The organism is Devosia sp., assembly GCF_028290435.1.
Taxonomy (GTDB): Bacteria; Pseudomonadota; Alphaproteobacteria; order Rhizobiales; family Devosiaceae; genus Devosia.
In genome coordinates this window covers 91,030-111,044 of the sequence record NZ_JAQGJV010000078.1, presented here as the reverse complement: position 1 = coordinate 111,044, position 20,015 = coordinate 91,030, and the positions used below count along the sequence as shown (strand labels likewise).

Below are 20,015 nucleotides of genomic sequence, written 5' to 3'. Positions count from 1 at the left end.
GGCGCGGGCGACCGGCGGGACAAGGATTCCGACCGGCGTCGCGTCCGACAAAAGGACTGAAGAACCCATGGCTAAAAACCAAAGGGACGAACTCGTCTTCGTGCCGCTCGGCGGCGTTGGCGAGATCGGCATGAATATGGGTGCATACGGGTTTGGACCCGAGCGCTCGCGCAAATGGATCGTCGTCGATTGCGGCGTTTCGTTCGGTGGGCCTGACCTGCCAGGGATCGAGCTGATCATGGCCAATCCAGAATTCCTGGAAGAACGCGCCGATGATGTGCTGGCGCTGATCCTCACCCATTCCCATGAAGACCATTACGGCGCTGTGCTCGACCTGTGGCCCGGCTTTGAAAAGCCGGTCTATGCCACCCCGTTCACCGCGGCCATGCTGGCGGCGAAGCGGGCGGGGGACGGCATCGTCGAAAACGTCGACGTCACCATCATGACGCCGGGCAAGCCGTTCACGGTCGGCCCGTTCACCGTGGAAGCGATCAATGTCGCCCACTCCATCCCCGAGAGCAACGCCCTGCTGATCACCACCCCGATCGGCCGCGTGCTGCACACCGGCGACTGGAAGCTTGATCCGACCCCGGTCGGCAATAAGCCGACCGACGTGGCGCGGCTGCAGGCGATCGGCGCCGACACCAGCCTGCCGCTGGCGCTCATCTGCGACAGCACCAATGCGATGAAGGACGGCGAAAGCCCAAGCGAAGCCGAAGTCGCCGCGAATCTCGCCGCGATGATCGCCGAATCGCCCAACCGCGTTGCCGTGACGACCTTCGCCTCCAACGTCGGCCGCGTGATCTCGATCGCCAAGGCCGCTGAGAAGGCTGGCCGCCATGTGGTCATGTCGGGCCGCTCGCTGCACCGCATCACCGGCATCGCCCGCGAACTGGGCATGCTCGAAGGCTGCCCGCCGCTACTCGACCAGGACGCCTACCGCACAATTCCGCGCAACAAGATCGTACTGCTCTGCACCGGCAGCCAGGGCGAAGCCCGCGCCGCCATCGCCCGCATTGCGCGCGGCGAGCATCCGGTGATCGATCTGACTGCTGGCGATCGCATGATCTTTTCGTCCTGGGCCATTCCGGGCAATGAGCGCGAAGTCAACGACATCCAGAACATGCTGATCGACAAGGGCGTCGAGGTCATCACGCAGAAGGATGGCCTGGTCCACGTTACGGGCCATCCCCGCCGTGAGGAACTGAAGCGCCTCTATAGCTGGCTCAAGCCAGAGGTGCTGGTGCCGGTGCATGGCGAGGCGATGCACCTGATGGCCCACGCCAAGCTCGGTCGCGAAGAGGGCATTCCCAACGTCATCGACGCCCGCAATGGCGACATGGTCCGCCTGTTCCCCGAGCCGCTGGCCTTCCCGGCCGAGGTGCGCACCGGTGAGCTTTATCTCGATGGGCTGGTGCTCTGCACGCCTGACGAAAGCGGCGTCAAAGGCCGGCGCCGCCTGTCGTTCGGCGGTCATATCGTGGTCAGCCTCTGCGTCAATGGCAGCGGCCAGGTGGTTTCGGGTCCGGATCTCGTGATCGAGGGCCTGCCGGAAACCGAAGACGAATCGCTGACCGAACTCGTGGAAAACACCATTGCCGGCGTGCTTAAGAGCGTGCCGCCCAAGCGCCGCAGCGACACCGAAGTGCTCAACTCGGCCCTGTTCAAGGCCGTGCGCAACGAGGTCAACGCCTATTGGGGCCGCAAGCCCAACGTCTCGGTCTTTGTGCACCGGGTTTAGCTGCACCTCTCTTCTGGGGGAGAGGTCGGCGCGTAGCGGCGGGTGAGGGGGCCCATGGCAAACACCTCACCCGACAAAGCGCCCTCACCCGACCTAAGAAGGTTGACCTCTCCCCCAAAGGGAGAGGTGAGGGCAGGCTACTGCGACAATTGGTGCACGATCTCGTGGTTCGACAACTGAGCCACGCGGTCTAGTGTGCCGCAACTTTAACGACCCGCCGGAATCCCCGCCATGCAGATCGGTTCGCTCCTCGCCGTCTATTTCGTCATCTGGTGGCTGTGCTTCATCCTGGTGCTGCCCATCGGCTCACGCAGCCAGGCGGAGGCCGGAGAGATCGTGCGTGGCTCCGACCCCGGTGCGCCCGCCGTGCTGCGCATGTGGCCCAAGGTGCTGGCGACGAGTGCATTGGCGATCGCTGTTACGGCTCTTCTGTTTTGGGGCCTCAGCAATCCGACGCTCAAGGAATATTGGAACTAGGCAACCGCTCGGCGCCTCGCCACCCGCTGTCCTTCCCGCGGGCTTGACCCGCGGGCCACTCTCAACGCGGCACAAGCGGGGAGAGGCCCGCGGATCAAGTCCGCGGGAAGGGGGCGGACGTGCGTAGCGTGTGGCAGCACTTTCAGTTTCGAAAGCCCTGACGGCGGGACGCCCGGCTCAATCGACTCTCATCTCGCCCGCTTGCGCGCGACCACTTTCGGCTCGGCGTGGCGCCAGGCCATCTCCAGCACATCGCTAAGATCGGCTTCGGTGGCCGCGGGCAGGTAGATGGTGGTCCAGCCCTGCCGACCCCAAGCATTGTCGAGCGGCTTGAAAATGTCTTCAGCCACAGTGCATTTGAGTTCCTGCTCATCGGGCGTCAGCTTGAGATTGGCCGTCATGCCATCGCCGGCCAGCGTCACGTAGATTCGCGCCACCTTGAACGCGGCGCGATCAAAGTGCGGCGCCTCGGTGGTGCCGGGCAGAGCCAAGGCTAGTCGTCGCAGGTCGGCGGCATTGGCCATTTGGCCTCCAGGGGATAACGCTCAAATCAGCCAAGCCGTGCGAGGCTGAGCCATGCGTTTGGCGCGTATAGTAGAACTGCGCAAACGATAGTTTTGCACGCCGTGACTCGAATGCCTAAGCCAGATGATGCAATCGATTGCACAAACAAAAAAGCAGGGCCCAAAGGCCCTGCTGAATTGAGTTTGTTCGACAATACGCTGGTCTTAGGCACGCTACGAAAGCGGCAGCCAACGCTCCTCCCTTGACGTTGTCGACGTCCGGCGGTTTGGAACCACCTTTGTTTTATTGAGGCAGACCCTAACAACAAGAATCGGCCCTGTCACGCAGATTCTGCATGGCTTGCATGCTTGCCACGGATGGACTTGTAGGATTTCAGTGGGCACTAACAAAAGCCTTGAGTCGCCGTCAGTTTTGGAGTCGTCATGCGTCTGTCCCGCTACTTCCTCCCCGTGCTGCGCGACGTTCCTAAAGAGGCCGAAATTGTCTCGCACCGCCTGATGCTGCGCGCCGGCATGATCCGCCAGCAGGCCTCCGGCCTCTACTCCTGGCTGCCGCTCGGCTACAAAGTGCTGATGAAGGTGCAGAAGATCATCGAGGAGGAGCAAAACCGCTCCGGCGCGATCGAACTGCTGATGCCGACCATCCAGTCGGCCGACCTTTGGCGCGAAAGCGGGCGCTACGATGCCTATGGCAAGGAAATGCTGCGCATCGAGGACCGGCACGAGCGCGAATTCCTTTACGGTCCGACCAATGAGGAGATGATCACCGACATCTTCCGCACTTATGTTAAGTCCTACAAGGACTTGCCGCTGAACCTGTACCACGTGCAGTGGAAGTTCCGCGACGAAGTGCGCCCCCGTTTTGGCACCATGCGCAGCCGCGAATTTTTGATGAAGGATGCTTATTCCTTCGACCTGACCAAGGAAGATGCGGTCAAGGCTTATGAACGCATGTTCGTGGCGTATCTGCGCACCTATTCGCGCATGGGCCTGACGGCTATCCCGATGCGCGCCGATACCGGCCCCATCGGCGGCGATTTGAGCCATGAATGGATCGTGCTGGCAGAAACCGGCGAAAGCGCGGTGTTCTGCGACCGCCGTCTGCTCGACAAGCCCATTCCGCCCCAGGACATCGACTTCCGCGGCGACCTCAAGCCGGTCTTCGACGACTGGACCTCGCTCTACGCCGCCACCGAAGACATGGTCGATATGGCCGAGTTCGAGGCGGCTGTGCCGGAGGAGCATCGTGTTTCTGCACGCGGTATCGAAGTCGGCCATATTTTCTACTTCGGGACCAAGTATTCCGAGCCGATGAAGGCGACCGTGACCGGTCCCGACGGCAAGGAAATCATCGTGCATATGGGCTCTTATGGCGTCGGTCCGACCCGGCTTGTCCCAGCGATCATCGAAGCTTTCCACGACGAGGCGGGCATTGTCTGGCCGGTCAGCGTTGCGCCATTCGAAGCGGTGCTGATCAACCTCAAGGCCGGCGACGCCGAATGCGACGCGGCCTGCACCAAGCTCTACGAAGAGCTGAACGCGGCCGGCATCGACATGCTCTATGACGATCGCGACCAGGGGGCAGGGGCCAAGTTCACCACGGCCGACCTGATCGGCATTCCCTATCAGTTGATCCTGGGGCCGCGTGGCCTGAAATCGGGCGAAGCCGAAATCAAGCATCGCAAGACCGGCGAGCGCGAAACCCTGCCGATCGCCGATGCGGTTGCCCGCATCGTCAGCCTGATCGAACCGCAAAGGCGGAATGACATTTGAGCGACGCGGCAGCGCCTGCACTCAATAAGGGAACGCGCGCCTTCGCCCGTTTCGAATGGATGATCGCCGGCCGCTATCTGCGCGCCCGGCGCAAGGAGGCGTTCATTTCGGTGATCGCCAGCCTGACCATGGTCGGCCTCGCCATCGGCGTGGCCACGCTGATTGTCGTCATGTCGGTGATGAACGGTTTTCGCGCTGAGCTACTGACCAAAATCCTTGGTCTCAACGGGCATTTCACTGCCTTCCCGATCGAGCGCGAATTCACCGACTACAAGGAAACCATCGCCAATCTACAGAAGATTCCTGGCGTGGATTTTGCGGTTTATTATGTCGAAGGCCAGGTGCTCGCGTCGGGCAAGGGCAGCTCGACCGGCGTCACCGTGCGCGGCATGGACGAAGAAAATATCAAGAAGCTCAAGCTGCTCTACAATGCTGCGGACCAAGGCGGCTGGGACAATTGGGACACCAGCAAGGGCATAGCCATCGGCTACCGCCTGGCCCAGACGCTGGGCGTATCGCTTGGCGATAGCGTCACCATCATCAATCCCGATGGGGCGATGACGCCATTCGGCACCACGCCACAAATTCGCTCCTACCCAGTCAACGTCATCTTCGACCTGGGCATGGTCGAGTTCGACAGCTTCTTCATGTACATGCCACTGGAGCCGGCCCAGAGCTATTTCAAGCTCTATAAGGATGAGCTCAAGCCCGGCCTGAAGCCACTCGATCCGATGGCGACCGATGCGGAAATCGATGCCGCCTATACCCGCGTCGGGCAGGCCTCGGCGGCCGAAATCTTCATTCACGATGCCGATGACATCACCAATATGCGCGCCAAGCTACAGGCCGATCCGACGACGCGGCCATTGGTGCTGACCGACTGGCAGCAGCGCAACGAGACCTTTTTCTCGGCGCTGCAAGTGGAGCGGGTGGTAATGTTCACCATCCTGTCGATGATTATCCTCGTGGCGGCGTTCAACATCATCTCCAGCCTGATCATGCTGGTGAAAGACAAGAGCTCCGACATCGCCGTGCTGCGGACCATGGGCGCCACGCGCGGCTCGATTATGCGCATATTCTCCATCACCGGCACCACGATCGGTTTCGTCGGCACGCTGATAGGCCTAGGGCTGGGGCTGTTGGTGGCATCATATGCCGAGCCGCTACGGGCCTTCCTATCCAACACGCTGGGCGTGGCGATCTTCCCGCCCGAAGTGTTCTTCCTCGCGGCCCTGCCGTCCAAGACAGACCCGGTAGAAGTCACCGTCGTCGTCTGCTTGTCACTAGGCCTGAGTTTCCTCGCGACGCTGTATCCGGCCTGGCGCGCCGCCCAATACGACCCCGTCGAGGCCCTGCGTTATGAGTAAGCCGCATCTGGTGCTGACCGACGTGCATCGTCATTACGGGCAGGGGGACAAGATGGTCCGCGTGCTCGAGGCCGCCAACCTGACGGTCGAGAGCGGCGAAATGGTCGCGTTGGTGGCGCCATCGGGCGCTGGAAAATCGACATTGCTGCATCTGAGCGGGCTTCTGGAAAGCCCGCAAAGCGGCGAGATCGAGATCATCGGCATCAAGACCAGCAAGTTGGGCGATCGTGGCCGCACGCAATTGCGCCGCTCGACGGTGGGTTATGTCTACCAGTTCCACCATTTGCTGCCCGAGTTCACCGCGCTGGAGAACGTCTCCATTCCGCAATTGATCGCCGGCCAGTCGCAGGCCGCGGCCGACAAGCGCTCGATGGAACTGCTCGACCTGCTCGGTGTCGCTCCGCGCGCTAGCCACCGTCCGGCCGAGCTATCGGGTGGCGAACAGCAACGCATCGCCATCGCTCGCGCCGCCGCCAACCACCCCAAGGTGATTCTGGCCGACGAGCCGACCGGCAATCTTGATCCCGAAACCAGCGACCTGGTGTTCGAGGCACTCCGCAATCTGATCAAGAACGAGGGCGCCGCGGCTTTGATCGCCACCCACAATCACGACCTGGCCCGGCGCGCCGACCGGATCGTGACGCTGCGCAATGGGCTGGTCATCTCCCACACGCTGTAGAAGCGCTATTCGTCCTGCATGCTGGCCTTGCGGGCCTGTTCGGCGATGACCGCCAACCGCCGTCGCGCGGTCTTGAGCTCGGCCGTCAGTTTCTGGTTTTCGGCCTTGAGCTGGCGCATCCGGGCCTCCGCGGCCTCGTGATGCTCGATGCCATATTCGTGGATGCGTTTGACCACGACCTTGCTGGCGCTGGCCTGCGGATGCTCCAGCAATTCCCGCCAGCTGAGATCCAGCGTTCCAACCAGCTTGTGCGCAGCCAACGCAGCCGATGCCCGCTCGCCGGCATGCTCCGATCCCAGCATGCCAAGAATACGCGTCAGCTTGGTCAATGTTGCAGGCTTCACCACGTCCTCCTGATCCAAGGATACATGGTTTAAAACCGCGCCGAAAACCAGAAGCGAACGGCCAAATTTCCGTGCGATCGACGATCCGAAAACGCCGGCATCGCCATCTCCTAACGAATTCCTAACCAAGCGTGGGCAATCCCCGCTGTCCGCGCAGTTCTCCATAGACAGGAACAAATAGCGAACCTATAAGAACATATCAGAAACACAGGAGACGGAAATGCTGACTTTCTTCAAGGATTTCGCTGCGTTCGTAACTCTCGGTGCCTTCACCGTTGGCTCGCTGACCTGGATGGATGTGCTGACCCGACTCGTGTGACCCTGTGGATTGCGCGCCGATTTGATTTCGTATTGGCGCTGAGGCTGTCACAAGGGGAGCTTCGGTTAAAGGACGATCATGAGCGGTCCCGGCTTCATTCATCTGCATGTGCATTCGGCGTATTCCCTGCTTGAGGGAGCGCTGCAGCTCGAAACGATTTTGAAGCTGGCCAAGGATGACCATCAGCCGGCGCTGGGCATTGCCGATACCGGCAATCTGTTCGGGGCGCTGGAATTCTCCGAAAAGGCCGCCAAGAAGGGTATCCAGCCGCTGATCGGGGTGGAGCTGGCTGTCGATTTCGCCGCCACCGAAGAGCGCACCAATGAGCGCGGCAACCATACCCATTCGGCCAAATCCAGTGTCGTGCTGCTGGCCAGCAGCGAAACCGGCTTCGGCAATCTCTCGCGCCTGGTGTCCAAGGCTTACCTCTTGGGCGACGGCGGCGCACCGCGCGCGCAGGTCGACTGGCTCGACCGCGACGGGCTCGAGGGCATCATCTGCCTGACCGGCGGCCCGGAAGGGGCGATCGACGCATGCCTCGCGGCGGGGCAGGATGTTCACGCCTATCAACGGCTGGAGCGGCTGGAAAACCTGTTCGGCGACCGGCTTTATGTCGAATTGCAGCGCCACGGGCGGGTGCAGGAGGCTTCGGTTGAGCCGCGGTTGGTTGATTATGCCTATCGCCGGGGCATACCGCTGGTGGCCACCAATGAGCCATTCTTCAAATCCGCCAAGGAATTTGAGGCCCACGATGCACTGCTGGCCATTGCCGGCGGCACCGTGTTGGCGCAGACCGCGCGGCGCAAGCTGAACGACCAGTATTATTTCAAGACCCGCGCCGAAATGGTCGAGCTGTTCATCGATTTGCCTGAGGCGCTGGATTCCACCATCGAGATTGCCCAGCGTATTGCCTACCGGCCAAAAACCCGCGCGCCGATCCTGCCAAAATTCGCCGCAGCGCCGGACCTGACCGACGACGAGGCCGTCGCCGTGGAGGCTGCGGCCCTGCGCAAGATGGCGGAAGAGGGGCTCGACATGCGCCTCGCCACCGTAGGCACCGCGCCGGGCAAGACCGAACAAGAATATCGCGATCGGCTGGAATTCGAGCTGGGCATCATCGCGTCGATGAAATTCCCCGGCTATTTCCTCATCGTGGCCGACTTCATCCGCTGGGCCAAGGCGAACGGCATTCCGGTCGGCCCCGGCCGTGGTTCTGGCGCCGGCTCGCTGGTGGCCTATGCCACCACCATCACCGATCTCGATCCGCTGGCCTACAATCTGCTGTTCGAGCGCTTCCTCAATCCAGAACGCGTGTCGATGCCGGATTTCGACATCGACTTCTGCCAGGACCGCCGCGAAGAGGTGATCCAGTACGTGCAGACCAAGTACGGCACCGAGCAAGTCGCCCAGATCATCACTTTCGGAACGCTGCAGGCGCGCGCCGTGCTGCGCGACGTCGGCCGCGTGCTGCAAATGCCCTATGGGCAAGTCGATCGGCTGTGCAAGCTGGTGCCGGCCAATCCAGCCGATCCCTATTCGATCGAGCGCACCATGGCCGAGGTGCCGCAGTTCAAGCAGATGGCCGAGGAGGACGAGACCGTCCGCGAACTGGTCGCCATCGCCAAGAACCTTGAGGGCCTGTTCCGTCACGCCTCGACCCATGCCGCCGGTATCATCATCGGCGATCGACCGCTGCAGGATCTGGCGCCGCTCTATCGCGACCCGCGCTCGGACATGCCGGTCTGCCAATACAATATGAAGTGGAGCGAGGCGGCGGGCCTCGTAAAGTTCGACTTCCTCGGCCTCAAGACGCTGACCACCATCGATTATGCCGTCAAGATGATCAATCAGGACGGCGGCGATTTCCGCATCGAAGATATTCCGATCGACGACAAGCCCACCTATGACCTTTATGCCCGTGGCGACAGCTTTGGCGTGTTCCAGGTCGAGGGCGCCGGCATGCGGCGCGCTTTGGTGGACATGAAGCCCGACCGGTTCGAGGACATCATCGCTATCGTGGCGCTGTATCGGCCGGGTCCGATGGACAATATCCCCCTGTTTTGCGACCGTAAGCACGGCCGCGAAGAGGTGGAATACCCCCATAAGGACCTCAGCGTCGTTCTCGACGAGACCTATGGCGTCATCGTCTACCAGGAACAGGTGATGCAGATCGCCCAGCTTCTATCAGGCTATTCGCTGGGCGAAGCCGATATGCTGCGCCGCGCCATGGGTAAGAAGATCAAGGCGGAGATGGATGCGCAGCGCGAGCGCTTCCGCGACGGCGCCATCAAGCACGGCCTGAAAAAGGGCGAAGCCGACACAATTTTTGACCTTTTGGCCAAGTTCGCCAATTACGGCTTCAACAAGAGCCATGCCGCGACCTATGCGTTGGTCTCTTACCAGACCGCCTATCTCAAGGCGCATTATCCCAACGAGTTTCTCGCGGCGTCGATGACGCTGGATATGGGCAATACCGACAAGCTGGCCGAGTTCCGCAGCGAGGCCAAGCGCAACAAGATTGAGCTGGTGGCGCCATGCGTCAACCGCTCCGAGGCAGTGTTTTCGGTCAAGAACAAGGCCATTCATTATGGCCTCTGCGCGGTCAAGGGCGTCGGCCGGCAGGTCGCCGAGCATATAGTCGAAGCGCGGGGCGATACCCCGTTCAAGGACCTGGGCGATTTTGCCCGCCGGGTGGATCCGCGCATTCTCTCCAAGCGCACGCTGGAAACCCTGGCCAATGCCGGCGCCTTCGATGACATCGTGCCGCGCCGCGAAGTGGCCTTCGGCGCCATCGAGGCGGTCATGGGCATGGCACAGTCGCTGACCACCGAGCGCACTGCGGGACAATGGAACATGTTCGATTCGGGCGAGCCCGAGCCAATCAAGCTTCCCGCTGGCGTGCCCGCCTGGAGCACGACGGAGCGCGCTGACCGCGAACTCTCCGCTATTGGCTTCCACCTCTCCGCGCACCCACTCGATGCGTATGCCGATGTGTTCGAGCGGCTGCGCGTGCAGAAATGGGGGGATTTCGAGCGGGCAGTGAAGGACGGAGCCGGGGCTGGGCGGTTGGCCGGCACCATTTCCGGCCGCCAGGATCGGCGCACTCGAAAAGGCACGCCGATGATGATCCTGACCCTGAGCGATCAGAGCGGCAGCTTCGAAGTCATCGCGTTTTCCGAACAGATCAATGAATTCGGCGGCATCCTCAGCCCCGGCAAGTCAGTAATCCTGCAGGTCGGCGCCGATGAACGGGCGGAAGGCATCAGCCTGCGACTGCTCTCTGCCGAGCCGATCGAGGGCGTGGCGGAAAAGATCGATAGGCGGCTGACCGTCTTCGCGTCGGACTCCAAGGCCCTTGGCTCGATCAGCGCCCAGCTCAAGCGGGGCGGGGAGGGGTCAGTGAACTTCGTCGTCATCCGCGACGGCGGCGCCCGCGAATACGAAATCGAACTCCCCGGCAGCTACCGGCTGACCGCCGAAGTCGCCGGCGGCATCAAAGCGCTGGAAGGCGTCATGGACGTGCGGTTCCACTGATGCTGAGCCATGTCTCGCTGGGCGTAACAGACTTGGCGCGGGCAATGGCCTTCTATGACGCGAGCCTGGCGGCGCTCGGCTATGTCCGGCTGTGGACCGGCGTCGACGGACTGGGCTATGGCGAGCCGGGCCGCGGCGAAAAGCTGAATGTCTTTGCTCGTGAGGACGCGGCGCCCCCGGGAGCGGGGTTCCATCTGGCCTTCGTGGCGCCGGATTCGGCCTCGGTCGATCGGTTTCATGCGGTAGCTTTGGCCCATGGCGGCACCGACAATGGCCCGCCGGGGCCGCGACTGCATTACGGGGCGAGCTATTATGCGGCCTTCGTGCGCGACCCGGACGGTCATAAGCTGGAGGCGGTTTATCAGTAGCCGATGGATAGGGCGTTGCCTGGGTCGGCGGAAACTGATGAACCGCCCCCAAAAACAGCGCGGGAGAGGTGAGCCGCGGCCCGTCCTCTCCCGCTAGGGGTTTTCACCTTGTCCCCACGCTGAAACGCGGGTCGATTGCTGATAAGGTGAGCCTGATCCGTTTGGTTCGGCTTGCCAAGATGTCGCCAGGATTGAGCTTAACTAGGTCTGAATGCCGCTGGCCTTGCGCTTGGGCGCCATTTCCCCTATATGCGCGTTTGCGTTCGACTGCGTGTCGTCGCGATTTCACACACGAGGCAGGCGATCTGTTCGATCAGATTGCCATCCGGTGGCAGGCAACTGTCGCAAGGCCGCGTGGAGGCATCAACCGGTAAACAGGAGCAGCCATCATGGCACTGCCCGAATTTTCTATGCGTCAATTGCTTGAAGCTGGCGTCCACTTTGGTCACCAGAAGCACCGTTGGAACCCCAAGATGGAGCGTTTCATCTTTGGCGTGCGCAATGACATCCACATTCTCGACCTGAGCCAGACCGTGCCGGCCCTGAGCCGCGCGCTGCAGCTGATCTCCGACACCGTTGCTGATGGCGGCCGCGTGCTGTTCGTTGGCACCAAGCGCCAGGCGGCTCCCCTGGTTGCCGAGGCTGCCAAGTCGTCGGCCCAGTACTTCGTCAACTCGCGCTGGCTCGGCGGCACGCTGACCAACTGGCAGACCATTTCGAAGTCGATCTCGCGCCTGCGCGAACTCGAAGCGATGGGCCCAGATGAGCTCGAAGGCCGCACCAAGAAGGAGCGCCTGATGATGAGCCGCGAGCAGGAGCGTCTTGAGCGCGACCTGGGCGGTATCAAGGACATGGGCAACCTGCCGTCCTTGCTGTTCATCATCGACACCAACAAGGAAGCCAATGCGATCAAGGAAGCCCGTCGTCTGGGCATCCCGGTAATCGCCATCGTCGACACCAACTGCGATCCCGACACCGTCGATTTCGCGATCCCCGGCAATGACGACGCCAGCCGCGCGCTGGAGCTTTATGTGTCTCTGGTCTCGCGCGCTGCGATCGATGGCATTGGCCGCTCGTCGAGCGCCATGGGCACCGATCTGGGCGCCTCTGAACGCGCTCCTGTCGAAGAAGCGCTGCCGGAAGCTGCTGTCGAAGCCGCTCCTGCCGCTGCCGAGCCCACACCAACCGTCAACTAAGACGGTTCATATAGCCCCGTTTTATTGAACCATGCGGCCCCGTTGCGGGGCCGCCGAGAGGTGAACCTATGGAAATCACTGCTGGAATGGTCAAGCAGCTTCGCGACGCCACTGGTGTCGGGATGATGGACTGCAAGAAGGCCCTGGCTGAAACCGCTGGCGACATGGAAGCCGCGGTTGATTGGCTGCGTACCCGTGGCCTGGCCAAGGCGGCCAAGAAGGCCGACCGCATCGCTGCTGAAGGCCTGGTTGGCGTTGCCACCAACGGCACCACGGCCGCCGTGGTCGAAGTCAACTCCGAGACCGATTTCGTGGCACGGAACGAGCAGTTCCAGGCCATCGTCGGCAATGTCGCCAAGCTGGCGCTCGATGCCGACGGCGATGTGGTCAAGCTCGGCGAAATGCCCTTCCCGTCTTCGGGCCATTCGGTTTCGGCCGAAATCACCGAAGCCATCGCCAAGATCGGCGAGAACATGAACCTGCGCCGCACGGCGACCGTTTCGGTCACTGATGGCGTGGTGGAAAGCTATGTTCACTCGGCCGTCAAGCCGGGCCTGGGCAAGATGGGCATCCTCGTCGGTCTGGAATCGACCGGCGACAAGGCGGCCCTGTCGGCCCTCGGCAAGCAGTTGGCCATGCACATCGCAGCGACCAACCCGCTGTCGATCGACCCCGCAGATCTCGACCCGACCGTGGTGGCCCGCGAGCGCGCCATCATCCTGGAGCAGGTCAAGGAATCGGGCAAGTCGGCTGAAATCGCCGAGAAGATGGTCGATGGCCGCATGCGCAAGTACTTCGAAGAAGTGACGCTCCTGGCCCAGACGTTCGTGATCGATGGCGAGACCAAGGTCGGCGTCGCGATCAAGAACGCCGAAAAGGACGTTGGCGCCCCCATCAAGCTGACCAAGTTCGTGCGCTTTGCGCTCGGCGAGGGCATCGAGAAGGCCGTCACCGATTTTGCCGCCGAAGTTGCCGCCACTTCGGGCGTCAAGCAGAACTGATTAGTGAGGGCGGGCCTGCGGGCCCGCCTTTTGCTCTCTGCCGGGGGCGCCTCCCAAAACCGGTATCGATCGAGCACAATGTCTTAACCTGATGGCAATTCGTACTCGCCGGTGCTTCCCACCGGACGGGCATATGCACTAGGGTCTGCCGGGCGCCCCGGATTCGGCGCGCCCATTATCAATTCGAGAAGGATTTGCCAATGGCGCCTGCCTATAAACGCATTTTGCTCAAAGTGTCGGGCGAAGCGCTGTCAGGCGATCAGCAGTTTGGCATCCAACCTGAGTTCCTCGACGGGGTCGCCCGCCAGATCGCCGACGTGGCGCGAACCGGGATCGAAATGGCCATCGTCACCGGCGGTGGCAACATTTTCCGCGGCATGGCCGTGGCCGCCAACGGTGGTGACCGGGTCACCGCCGACATGATGGGCACTCTGGGCACCGTAATAAATGCCCTGGCGCTGGCCGGGGCCCTCACCAATGCGGGCGTGAAGGCGAAAGTATTCAGCGCCACCACCATGCCGTCGGTCGCCGATACTTATACGGCGCGGGCTGCGAAAGCAGCGCTGGAAGACGGCTATGTCGTCGTCCTGGGCGGCGGTATCGGCAATCCGTTCTTCACCACCGACACGGCCGCTGCCTTACGCGGCATCGAACTCGAATGCGACGTCGTGCTCAAGGGCACCAATGTCGACGGCGTCTATTCGGCCGATCCCAAGAAGGATCCGACCGCTACGCGCTACGATCAGATCAGCCACGACGACGTCATCAAACAGAATTTGCGGGTCATGGACACGGCAGCCTTCGCTCTTGCCCGCGACAATAATCTGCCGATAATCGTCTACGCGCTGGACGACAAGGAAGGCCTGTCGGGCGTTCTTGCCGGACGTGTCCGCAGCACGCGCATCGGCGAGCCGCTCTAGCCTAGAAGGACGAATATCATGGCCTACAACCTCGTCGACATCAAAACCCGCATGCAGAAATCGATCGCCTCATTGCGCGACGAATTGGTCGGCTTGCGGACCGGACGCGCCAGCGCTAGCCTCTTGGAGCCGGTATCGGTGGAAGCCTATGGTTCGCGCACGCCGCTGAGCCAGCTGGCCACCATCACCGTGCCGGAGCCGCGCATGCTCAGCGTCCAGGTCTGGGATCGCCAGCTCGCCAATGCTGTTGAGAAGGCCATCCGCGATAGCGGCTTGGGCCTCAATCCGATGGGGGAGGGGCAGGTGATCCGTGTGCCACTGCCCGAACTCAACGAAGAGCGCCGCCGCGATTTGACCAAGGTCGCGCATAACTATGCCGAAGCGGCTCGCGTCGCCATCCGGCACATCCGCCGCGACGGCATGGACGCGCTCAAGAAGGCGGAAAAAGATGGCGATATGAGCCAGGACGACGCGCGTGCACAAACCGATGTGGTGCAGAAGACCACCGATGCGCATGTGGCCGAGGTCGATGCGCTGGTAGCGGCCAAAGAAGCAGAAATCATGCAGGTCTAGGACCTCATGACCTGCTGCGCCGGGAGGGCGTAGATGTCCAGCGACTCCGCCATCACTGCCGAAACCGCGCAACGTCCGCGCCTGCGCATTCCCGCGCATATTGGCATGATCATGGATGGCAATGGCCGCTGGGCCAAGGCCCGCGGCAAGCTGCGCACCGAAGGCCATATTGAGGGCGTCAAGGCGCTGCGCAATCTGGTCGAACTCTGCATCAATTACGGCGTCGCTAACCTGACGGTGTTCAGTTTCTCCTCCGAGAACTGGACCCGCCCACGCGATGAAATCGCGTTTATTTTCAATTTGCTGCGCCGGTTTGTTGCATCTGATTTGCAAAAGCTGATTCGGAACAATGTGAAGGTGCGCATCATCGGCTCGCGCACCGGGCTGGAGCCCTCGCTGACCCGGCTGATCGATGATGTCGAGGCCAAGACGGCGGCCAATACCGGGCTGACGCTGATCGTGGCCTTCAACTATGGCGGCAAGGCCGAGATCACTGATGCGACGCGTCTGATCGCCCGCGAAGTGGCTGCCGGCCGGCTCAATCCGGACGATATCACCGAAGCTACCGTGGAGCGCGCGCTCTACACCCATGGCATTCCCGACCCCGACCTGATCATCCGCACCAGCGGCGAACAGCGCATTTCCAATTTCCTGCTGTGGCAGGCCGCCTATTCGGAATTCGTCTTCGTGGACGAATATTGGCCCGATTTCGACGAGGCCAGCTTCCTTCGGGTGCTCGAGACCTTCTCCCTGCGCGACCGGCGCTTTGGTGGCATCGAGGCGAAATCGCCTTGACCAATCCCGGCGATCCCGCTGCCGATCCTACCCCCAATCGCCGCCGTAACTGGGCCGATCTCGGCCCGCGACTGATTTCCGCATTCGTGCTGCTTCCCGTCGTGGCGCTGACGCTTTACCTCGGCGGCTATCTGTTCGCACTTGTGGTCGGTGTGGTGTTTGCCGGCGTCTATCGCGAGTGGGAGACAATGGTCACCCGGGCGCCGTTGACGCCGGTCGGCATTGTGTTGATCGGTCTCATAGCGCTTTCGGGCCCGCTGTTTCCCTGGCTCGGCCTAGCCGGCTCGGCAGGCTTTATTGGCCTTGCCTGCGTCGTCGCGCTCGTCGCGCGCGGGGAAGGGGTCCTTTGGCGCATTGGCGGCCTGGTGCTCACCGGAGCAGTCATCGTCGCCCTGCTGGCCCTGCGTGGCACGACGCTGACCGGCGTCTGGGCCGGCGTGTACCTCGCCACGGTCGTGTGGATGACCGATTCGGCCGCGTTCTTCACCGGTCGGCAGATCGGCGGAGAAAAGCTGGCGCCCGATATCTCGCCCTCCAAGACATGGTCCGGCGCTTTGGGCGGGCTGTCGCTCGGCACCACGGCCGGCCTGATCGTCTGGATCATCGCCACCGATTCGCCGTGGTGGATCGGCCTGATCATCTCGGCCATCATCAGCATTTTGGGCCAGTTGGGCGACCTCAGCGAGAGCGCGGCAAAGCGCCACTTCCGCATCAAGGACAGCGGCGATATCATTCCCGGACATGGCGGCCTAATGGATCGGCTCGACAGCCTCACATTCGGCGTGTTGTTCGTGCTGCTCCTCGGGACGCTGCATGCTGGTTTCGGCGCCGTGGCCGAAGGACTGCTGTTCTGGTGATACCGCCTCCTGCGCGGTGATTGCCGCCGATAAGGAAGACAATGTTCGCTTCAGTGCTCGCCTTCGTTCCCTGGCTTTTGTCTTATGTGCTGCCGTTCCTGGTCGTGCTGACCGTGATCGTATTCGTCCACGAAATGGGCCATTACCTGGTGGCGCGCTGGAATGGCATCGCCATCCAGACTTTCTCAATCGGCTTTGGGCCCGAACTGGTCGGCTGGAACGACAAGCGCGGCACGCGCTGGAAAATTTCGGCGATTCCCCTGGGCGGCTATGTGCGCTTCGTCGGCGACATGAATGCCGCCAGCGTGCCGGATCCCGATGCTGTGGAAAACCTCGATCCGGAACTGGCTCCGCATCTGTTCGCCAACAAGAACGTCTGGCAGCGCATTGCGGTCGTCGTCGCCGGCCCGCTGGCCAACGTGATCCTGACTTTCGTGATCCTCTACGCGCTGCTGCTCGGCTATGGCCGCTATACCATCCCACCAGTGATCACCGGGGTGACCGCCGGCTCGGTGGCTGAGCAGGCCGGCCTCCGGGCCGGCGACACCATCGTCGCCGTAGACGGCTATGTGGTGCGCGGTTTCGAGGATTTTCAACGCTTTGTCGCCACCAGCCCGGCGCGCCAGGTGAGCCTTGCCATCGAGCGCAACGGCGCCCCTCAAACCCTGACTTTGACGCCCGAAGCGGTCGAAGTGCAGGACCGTTTCGGCAATAACCAGCGCATCGGGCGCATCGGCGTCAGCCGCGATGTCGCCGATAACGACGTCACGCTGTATCGGCCCGGCCCGGTCGAGGCCTTGGGCATGACCGTTGAGGAAATCCGCCTCATCGTGCAGCGCACCGGCGCATTTCTGGGCGACTTCTTTGTCGGCCGCGGCGATGTGGAGCAGCTTGGCGGACCCGTCAAGGTTGCCAAGGTTTCCGGCGAGGTGGCGACCCTGGGCGTGGTGGCGCTGATCAATCTGACCGCGCTGCTCTCGCTAAATATCGGAATTTTCAATCTTTTGCCCGTACCTATGCTCGACGGCGGGCATTTGATGTACTACCTGATCGAAGCTGCGCGGCGTAAGCCGCTGAGCATGAGGATTCAGGAAATGGGCTTCCGCCTCGGCTTCGCGCTGGTGCTGGCGTTGACGGTGTTTACGCTGTTCAACGACACATTGTTCGCATACCTCAGGACCCTCAGTTAAGTCGCTGTTAACCTTAGTTCGCAAGGTGTTGCACGAATACAAGGCCGCCAATCATTTACTAACCGCTACAAGGCATGCTCCTTGTCTGTGGTTAAAAAAACAGTAAAACAGTTCAATGGAGTTAGCTTGGGGGAGCGCTGTGCATGGCGATTCCCCGGGCAGGTCGCAGAAGGCAATAAAAACGATGATCCACCCTACCAAGCTGATGCGCGGCGTGTTCTTTGCGCTGGCAATCCTGGGCGCTGCGCCACTGGCCGGCACCAGTATTCCAGTCCTCGGCACCGCCATGGCGCAAGCGCAGGAGCAGTTGGTCGGCTCGGTGCTGTTCGATGGCAACAAGCGCTTCTCTGATGCACAACTCCTGACCATGGTGGATGTCTCGGCATCCGGCATCTTCACTCAGGCGCGTCTGGCCTCCGACATCGAAAGCATCCGTCAGGCTTATGACAAGGATGGCTATCGCTCCGTCGGCGTGACCGCCAAGACCGAAACCATCCCCGATGGCCGTGTTCGCGTTACCTTCGTCGTCAACGAAGGCGATCGCGCCGGTATCGCTGCAATCAATTTCACCGGTAACAACGCGATCAATGGCGGAACCCTCAAGGGCACGCTGCTGACCAAGGAAACCGGCTTCCTGAGCTGGCTGTTCAAGGACGACGGTTACGACGAGCAGAAGCTTGCGGTCGATCGTGAACGCGTCCGCCTCTACTACGCCACCCATGGTTATCCTGACGCACAGGTGACCTCGGTCGGCGAGTACGATGCAGCCCGCAATGACTATTTTATCAACTTCACCGTCAACGAAGGCGAGAAGTATGAGTTCGGCAATGTTGGTATCGAAACCAGCATCAGCGGCCTGAACACCAATGTGCTGACCGGCACCGTCAAGACCGGGCAGGGCAGCCGCTATTCGATCACCGACCTGCAGAAGTCCATCGAGGACATGTCCTACGAGGCCACCACGCAGGGTTATTCGTTCGCCGACGTCCGCGCTCGCCTTGATCGTGACGTCACCAATCGCAAGTTCAACGTCACCTATCTGGTTGACGAGGGCCCGCGCGTCTATGTCGAGCGCATCAACATCACCGGCAATACCAAGACCCGTGATTTCGTGGTCCGCCGTGAGCTGGAGTTCGCCGAAGGCGACCCCTTCAACCGTTCGATGGTCGTTCGTGGCCGCACCGCGATCCAGAACCTCGGCTTCTTCTCGGCTGTCGATATCACCACCCAGGCCGGCTCTTCGCCCGATAAGGTCGTGATCAACATCGCGGTGACTGAGCAGTCGACTGGTGACTACGGCGCAACCGCGGGCTATTCGACCTCTGACGGCGTCCTGGGCGAACTGTCGCTGACCGAGCGCAACTTCCTTGGCCGTGGCCAGTATCTGCGTGCCGCTGTTGGCGCTTCGCAGTCCGGCCGCACCTTCGACTTCTCGTTCACCGATCCCCGCTTCATGGGCCTGAAAGTATCTGCCGGCGTCGATGCCTATCATCGTATTAGCGACGAATCCGATACGAACTTCTATGGTTCGCAGTCGACGGGCGGCCAGTTGCGCTTCGGCGTGCCGATCACCCGTGACCTGTCGGCGACCGTGTTCGCCGGTGGTGAACGCAAGGTCATCGTCGACGAAGAAGGTCCGACCTCGACCCTGGTCGTGGATGGCCACGAATACTACAAGGCCTTCGTCGGCTACACTCTGACCTGGAATGGCGTCGATAACGTCAAGAAGCCGACCGAAGGCCTCTATGCAACGTTCACGCAGCAATACATCGGCTGGGATCATAACCTGATCAAAACCGAGGCCAAGGGTCGTTACTTCATCCCGCTGATGGATGACAGCGGCATCGTGGCCAGCATCAAGGGCCAGGCTGGCGTGATCAACGATCTGAGCGACAATGGCGTGAGCCCGGTCGAAGCCTTCAATCCAGGTGGTTCGCTGATCCGTGGGTTCCAAAGCCGTGGTCTCGGACCGCGTCTGTCGACTGGCGAATATCTCGGCGCCACGATGTATGCTGGCGTTTCGGCCGAAATCCAGTTCCCGCTCCCGGTCCTGCCGGAAAGCTATGGCCTGAGCGGCGCAATCTGGGCGGATGCCGCCTGGGTGGATGGTCTGCCGGACTTTGGCGCCAACACGGTTGAGCCAGGCAGCACGGATACGCCATGGCGTACGTCGATCGGTGCCTCGCTGCTCTGGGACTCGCCGTTCGGCCCGCTGCGTGGCGACTTCGCCCACGTGCTTGGCAAATCGAGCTCGGATCGTACCCAGGTGTTCCAGCTGACCCTGTCGACCTTGCTGTAGACGCCATTGCGTAAGTAGATTTATCGAGCCGCGGGGCGGTAGCGCCGCGGCTCGATTG

At 61.8% G+C, this 20,015-nt stretch carries 17 protein-coding genes; 15 read left to right on the top strand and 2 right to left on the bottom strand.

All coding sequences use genetic code 11. The features are described 5' to 3' along the window. Positions 1–67 precede the first annotated feature (67 nt). Entirely contained in the window at positions 68–1,741 is a 1,674-nt protein-coding gene (locus JWP26_RS17835) for a ribonuclease J (RefSeq protein ID WP_299730846.1), read from the top strand. A 231-nt stretch (positions 1,742–1,972) separates the two neighbouring features. Beyond that, a complete protein-coding gene (locus JWP26_RS17830; RefSeq protein WP_299730844.1) occupies positions 1,973–2,218 on the top strand; it encodes a DUF1467 family protein in 246 nt (81 codons plus the stop codon). Positions 2,219–2,406: 188 nt separating this feature from the next. On the opposite strand, the gene JWP26_RS17825 is transcribed toward JWP26_RS17830, so the two are convergent. Next, complete coding sequence (locus JWP26_RS17825) at positions 2,407–2,742, bottom strand: MmcQ/YjbR family DNA-binding protein (protein ID WP_299730841.1); 336 nt, start codon at positions 2,740–2,742, stop codon at positions 2,407–2,409. A gap of 423 nt (positions 2,743–3,165) precedes the next feature. Here JWP26_RS17825 and proS point away from each other — a divergent pair, with 423 nt between their 5' ends. From proS to JWP26_RS17810, 3 genes are read left to right on the top strand one after another with little or no spacing between them, the layout of a single operon-like run. After that, the gene (proS, locus tag JWP26_RS17820; protein ID WP_299730839.1) at positions 3,166–4,515 is read left to right on the top strand and encodes a proline--tRNA ligase; all 1,350 of its coding nucleotides are present in this window, start codon (positions 3,166–3,168) and stop codon (positions 4,513–4,515) included. Then, positions 4,512–5,882: an ABC transporter permease gene (locus JWP26_RS17815; protein WP_299730836.1), complete on the top strand. Its 1,371-nt coding sequence runs from the start codon at positions 4,512–4,514 to the stop codon at positions 5,880–5,882. The genes proS and JWP26_RS17815 overlap by 4 nt, the downstream gene beginning before the upstream one ends. Then, positions 5,875–6,561 (top strand): ABC transporter ATP-binding protein, encoded by a 687-nt coding sequence (locus JWP26_RS17810; RefSeq protein ID WP_299730833.1) that lies wholly within the window; start codon positions 5,875–5,877, stop codon positions 6,559–6,561. The genes JWP26_RS17815 and JWP26_RS17810 overlap by 8 nt, the downstream gene beginning before the upstream one ends. 5 nt (positions 6,562–6,566) lie before the next feature. On the opposite strand, the gene JWP26_RS17805 is transcribed toward JWP26_RS17810, so the two are convergent. After that, the gene (locus JWP26_RS17805) at positions 6,567–6,905 is read right to left on the bottom strand and encodes a hypothetical protein (protein ID WP_299730831.1); all 339 of its coding nucleotides are present in this window, start codon (positions 6,903–6,905) and stop codon (positions 6,567–6,569) included. A 397-nt stretch (positions 6,906–7,302) separates the two neighbouring features. Between JWP26_RS17805 and dnaE the strand changes: the two genes are divergently transcribed. The 10 genes from dnaE to bamA all read left to right on the top strand — a co-directional run bounded on the left by dnaE (position 7,303) and on the right by bamA (position 19,957). After that, positions 7,303–10,758 carry a DNA polymerase III subunit alpha gene (gene dnaE, locus JWP26_RS17800; protein WP_299730829.1) on the top strand — a complete coding sequence of 1,152 codons (3,456 nt, stop codon included), beginning with the start codon at positions 7,303–7,305 and terminating at the stop codon, positions 10,756–10,758. Continuing rightward, a complete protein-coding gene (locus JWP26_RS17795) occupies positions 10,758–11,126 on the top strand; it encodes a VOC family protein (RefSeq protein ID WP_299730826.1) in 369 nt (122 codons plus the stop codon). Before dnaE ends, JWP26_RS17795 begins: the two co-directional genes overlap by 1 nt. A gap of 389 nt (positions 11,127–11,515) precedes the next feature. After that, positions 11,516–12,322 carry a 30S ribosomal protein S2 gene (rpsB, locus tag JWP26_RS17790; protein ID WP_299730823.1) on the top strand — a complete coding sequence of 269 codons (807 nt, stop codon included), beginning with the start codon at positions 11,516–11,518 and terminating at the stop codon, positions 12,320–12,322. Between the two features lie 68 nt (positions 12,323–12,390). Then, a complete protein-coding gene (tsf, locus tag JWP26_RS17785; protein ID WP_299730820.1) occupies positions 12,391–13,323 on the top strand; it encodes a translation elongation factor Ts in 933 nt (310 codons plus the stop codon). A 194-nt stretch (positions 13,324–13,517) separates the two neighbouring features. Further along, positions 13,518–14,243 (top strand): UMP kinase, encoded by a 726-nt coding sequence (gene pyrH / locus JWP26_RS17780; protein WP_299730817.1) that lies wholly within the window; start codon positions 13,518–13,520, stop codon positions 14,241–14,243. Positions 14,244–14,258: 15 nt separating this feature from the next. Further along, positions 14,259–14,816, top strand: coding sequence for a ribosome recycling factor (gene frr, locus JWP26_RS17775; RefSeq protein WP_299730879.1), 558 nt, complete (start codon positions 14,259–14,261; stop codon positions 14,814–14,816). 33 nt (positions 14,817–14,849) lie between these two features. Next, the gene (locus tag JWP26_RS17770) at positions 14,850–15,611 is read left to right on the top strand and encodes an isoprenyl transferase (protein WP_299730815.1); all 762 of its coding nucleotides are present in this window, start codon (positions 14,850–14,852) and stop codon (positions 15,609–15,611) included. After that, positions 15,608–16,468 carry a phosphatidate cytidylyltransferase gene (locus JWP26_RS17765; protein ID WP_299730812.1) on the top strand — a complete coding sequence of 287 codons (861 nt, stop codon included), beginning with the start codon at positions 15,608–15,610 and terminating at the stop codon, positions 16,466–16,468. The genes JWP26_RS17770 and JWP26_RS17765 overlap by 4 nt, the downstream gene beginning before the upstream one ends. A gap of 41 nt (positions 16,469–16,509) precedes the next feature. Next, complete coding sequence (gene rseP / locus JWP26_RS17760; protein WP_299730809.1) at positions 16,510–17,658, top strand: RIP metalloprotease RseP; 1,149 nt, start codon at positions 16,510–16,512, stop codon at positions 17,656–17,658. 184 nt (positions 17,659–17,842) lie between these two features. Next, entirely contained in the window at positions 17,843–19,957 is a 2,115-nt protein-coding gene (gene bamA / locus JWP26_RS17755; RefSeq protein WP_299730806.1) for an outer membrane protein assembly factor BamA, read from the top strand. Positions 19,958–20,015: the final 58 nt, after the last annotated feature.

Bases quoted from the DNA above. Each gene is read 5' to 3' on its own strand.
- dnaE (WP_299730829.1), top strand. From the start codon at position 7,303: ATGAGCGGTCCCGGCTTCATTCATCTGCATGTGCATTCGGCGTATTCC.
- rpsB (WP_299730823.1), top strand. From the start codon at position 11,516: ATGGCACTGCCCGAATTTTCTATGCGTCAATTGCTTGAAGCTGGCGTC.
- proS (WP_299730839.1), top strand. From the start codon at position 3,166: ATGCGTCTGTCCCGCTACTTCCTCCCCGTGCTGCGCGACGTTCCTAAA.
- JWP26_RS17770 (WP_299730815.1), top strand. From the start codon at position 14,850: ATGTCCAGCGACTCCGCCATCACTGCCGAAACCGCGCAACGTCCGCGC.
- JWP26_RS17830 (WP_299730844.1), top strand. From the start codon at position 1,973: ATGCAGATCGGTTCGCTCCTCGCCGTCTATTTCGTCATCTGGTGGCTG.
- tsf (WP_299730820.1), top strand. From the start codon at position 12,391: ATGGAAATCACTGCTGGAATGGTCAAGCAGCTTCGCGACGCCACTGGT.
- JWP26_RS17825 (WP_299730841.1), bottom strand. From the start codon at position 2,742: ATGGCCAATGCCGCCGACCTGCGACGACTAGCCTTGGCTCTGCCCGGC.
- JWP26_RS17795 (WP_299730826.1), top strand. From the start codon at position 10,758: ATGCTGAGCCATGTCTCGCTGGGCGTAACAGACTTGGCGCGGGCAATG.
- JWP26_RS17835 (WP_299730846.1), top strand. From the start codon at position 68: ATGGCTAAAAACCAAAGGGACGAACTCGTCTTCGTGCCGCTCGGCGGC.
- bamA (WP_299730806.1), top strand. From the start codon at position 17,843: ATGATCCACCCTACCAAGCTGATGCGCGGCGTGTTCTTTGCGCTGGCA.
- rseP (WP_299730809.1), top strand. From the start codon at position 16,510: ATGTTCGCTTCAGTGCTCGCCTTCGTTCCCTGGCTTTTGTCTTATGTG.
- JWP26_RS17810 (WP_299730833.1), top strand. From the start codon at position 5,875: ATGAGTAAGCCGCATCTGGTGCTGACCGACGTGCATCGTCATTACGGG.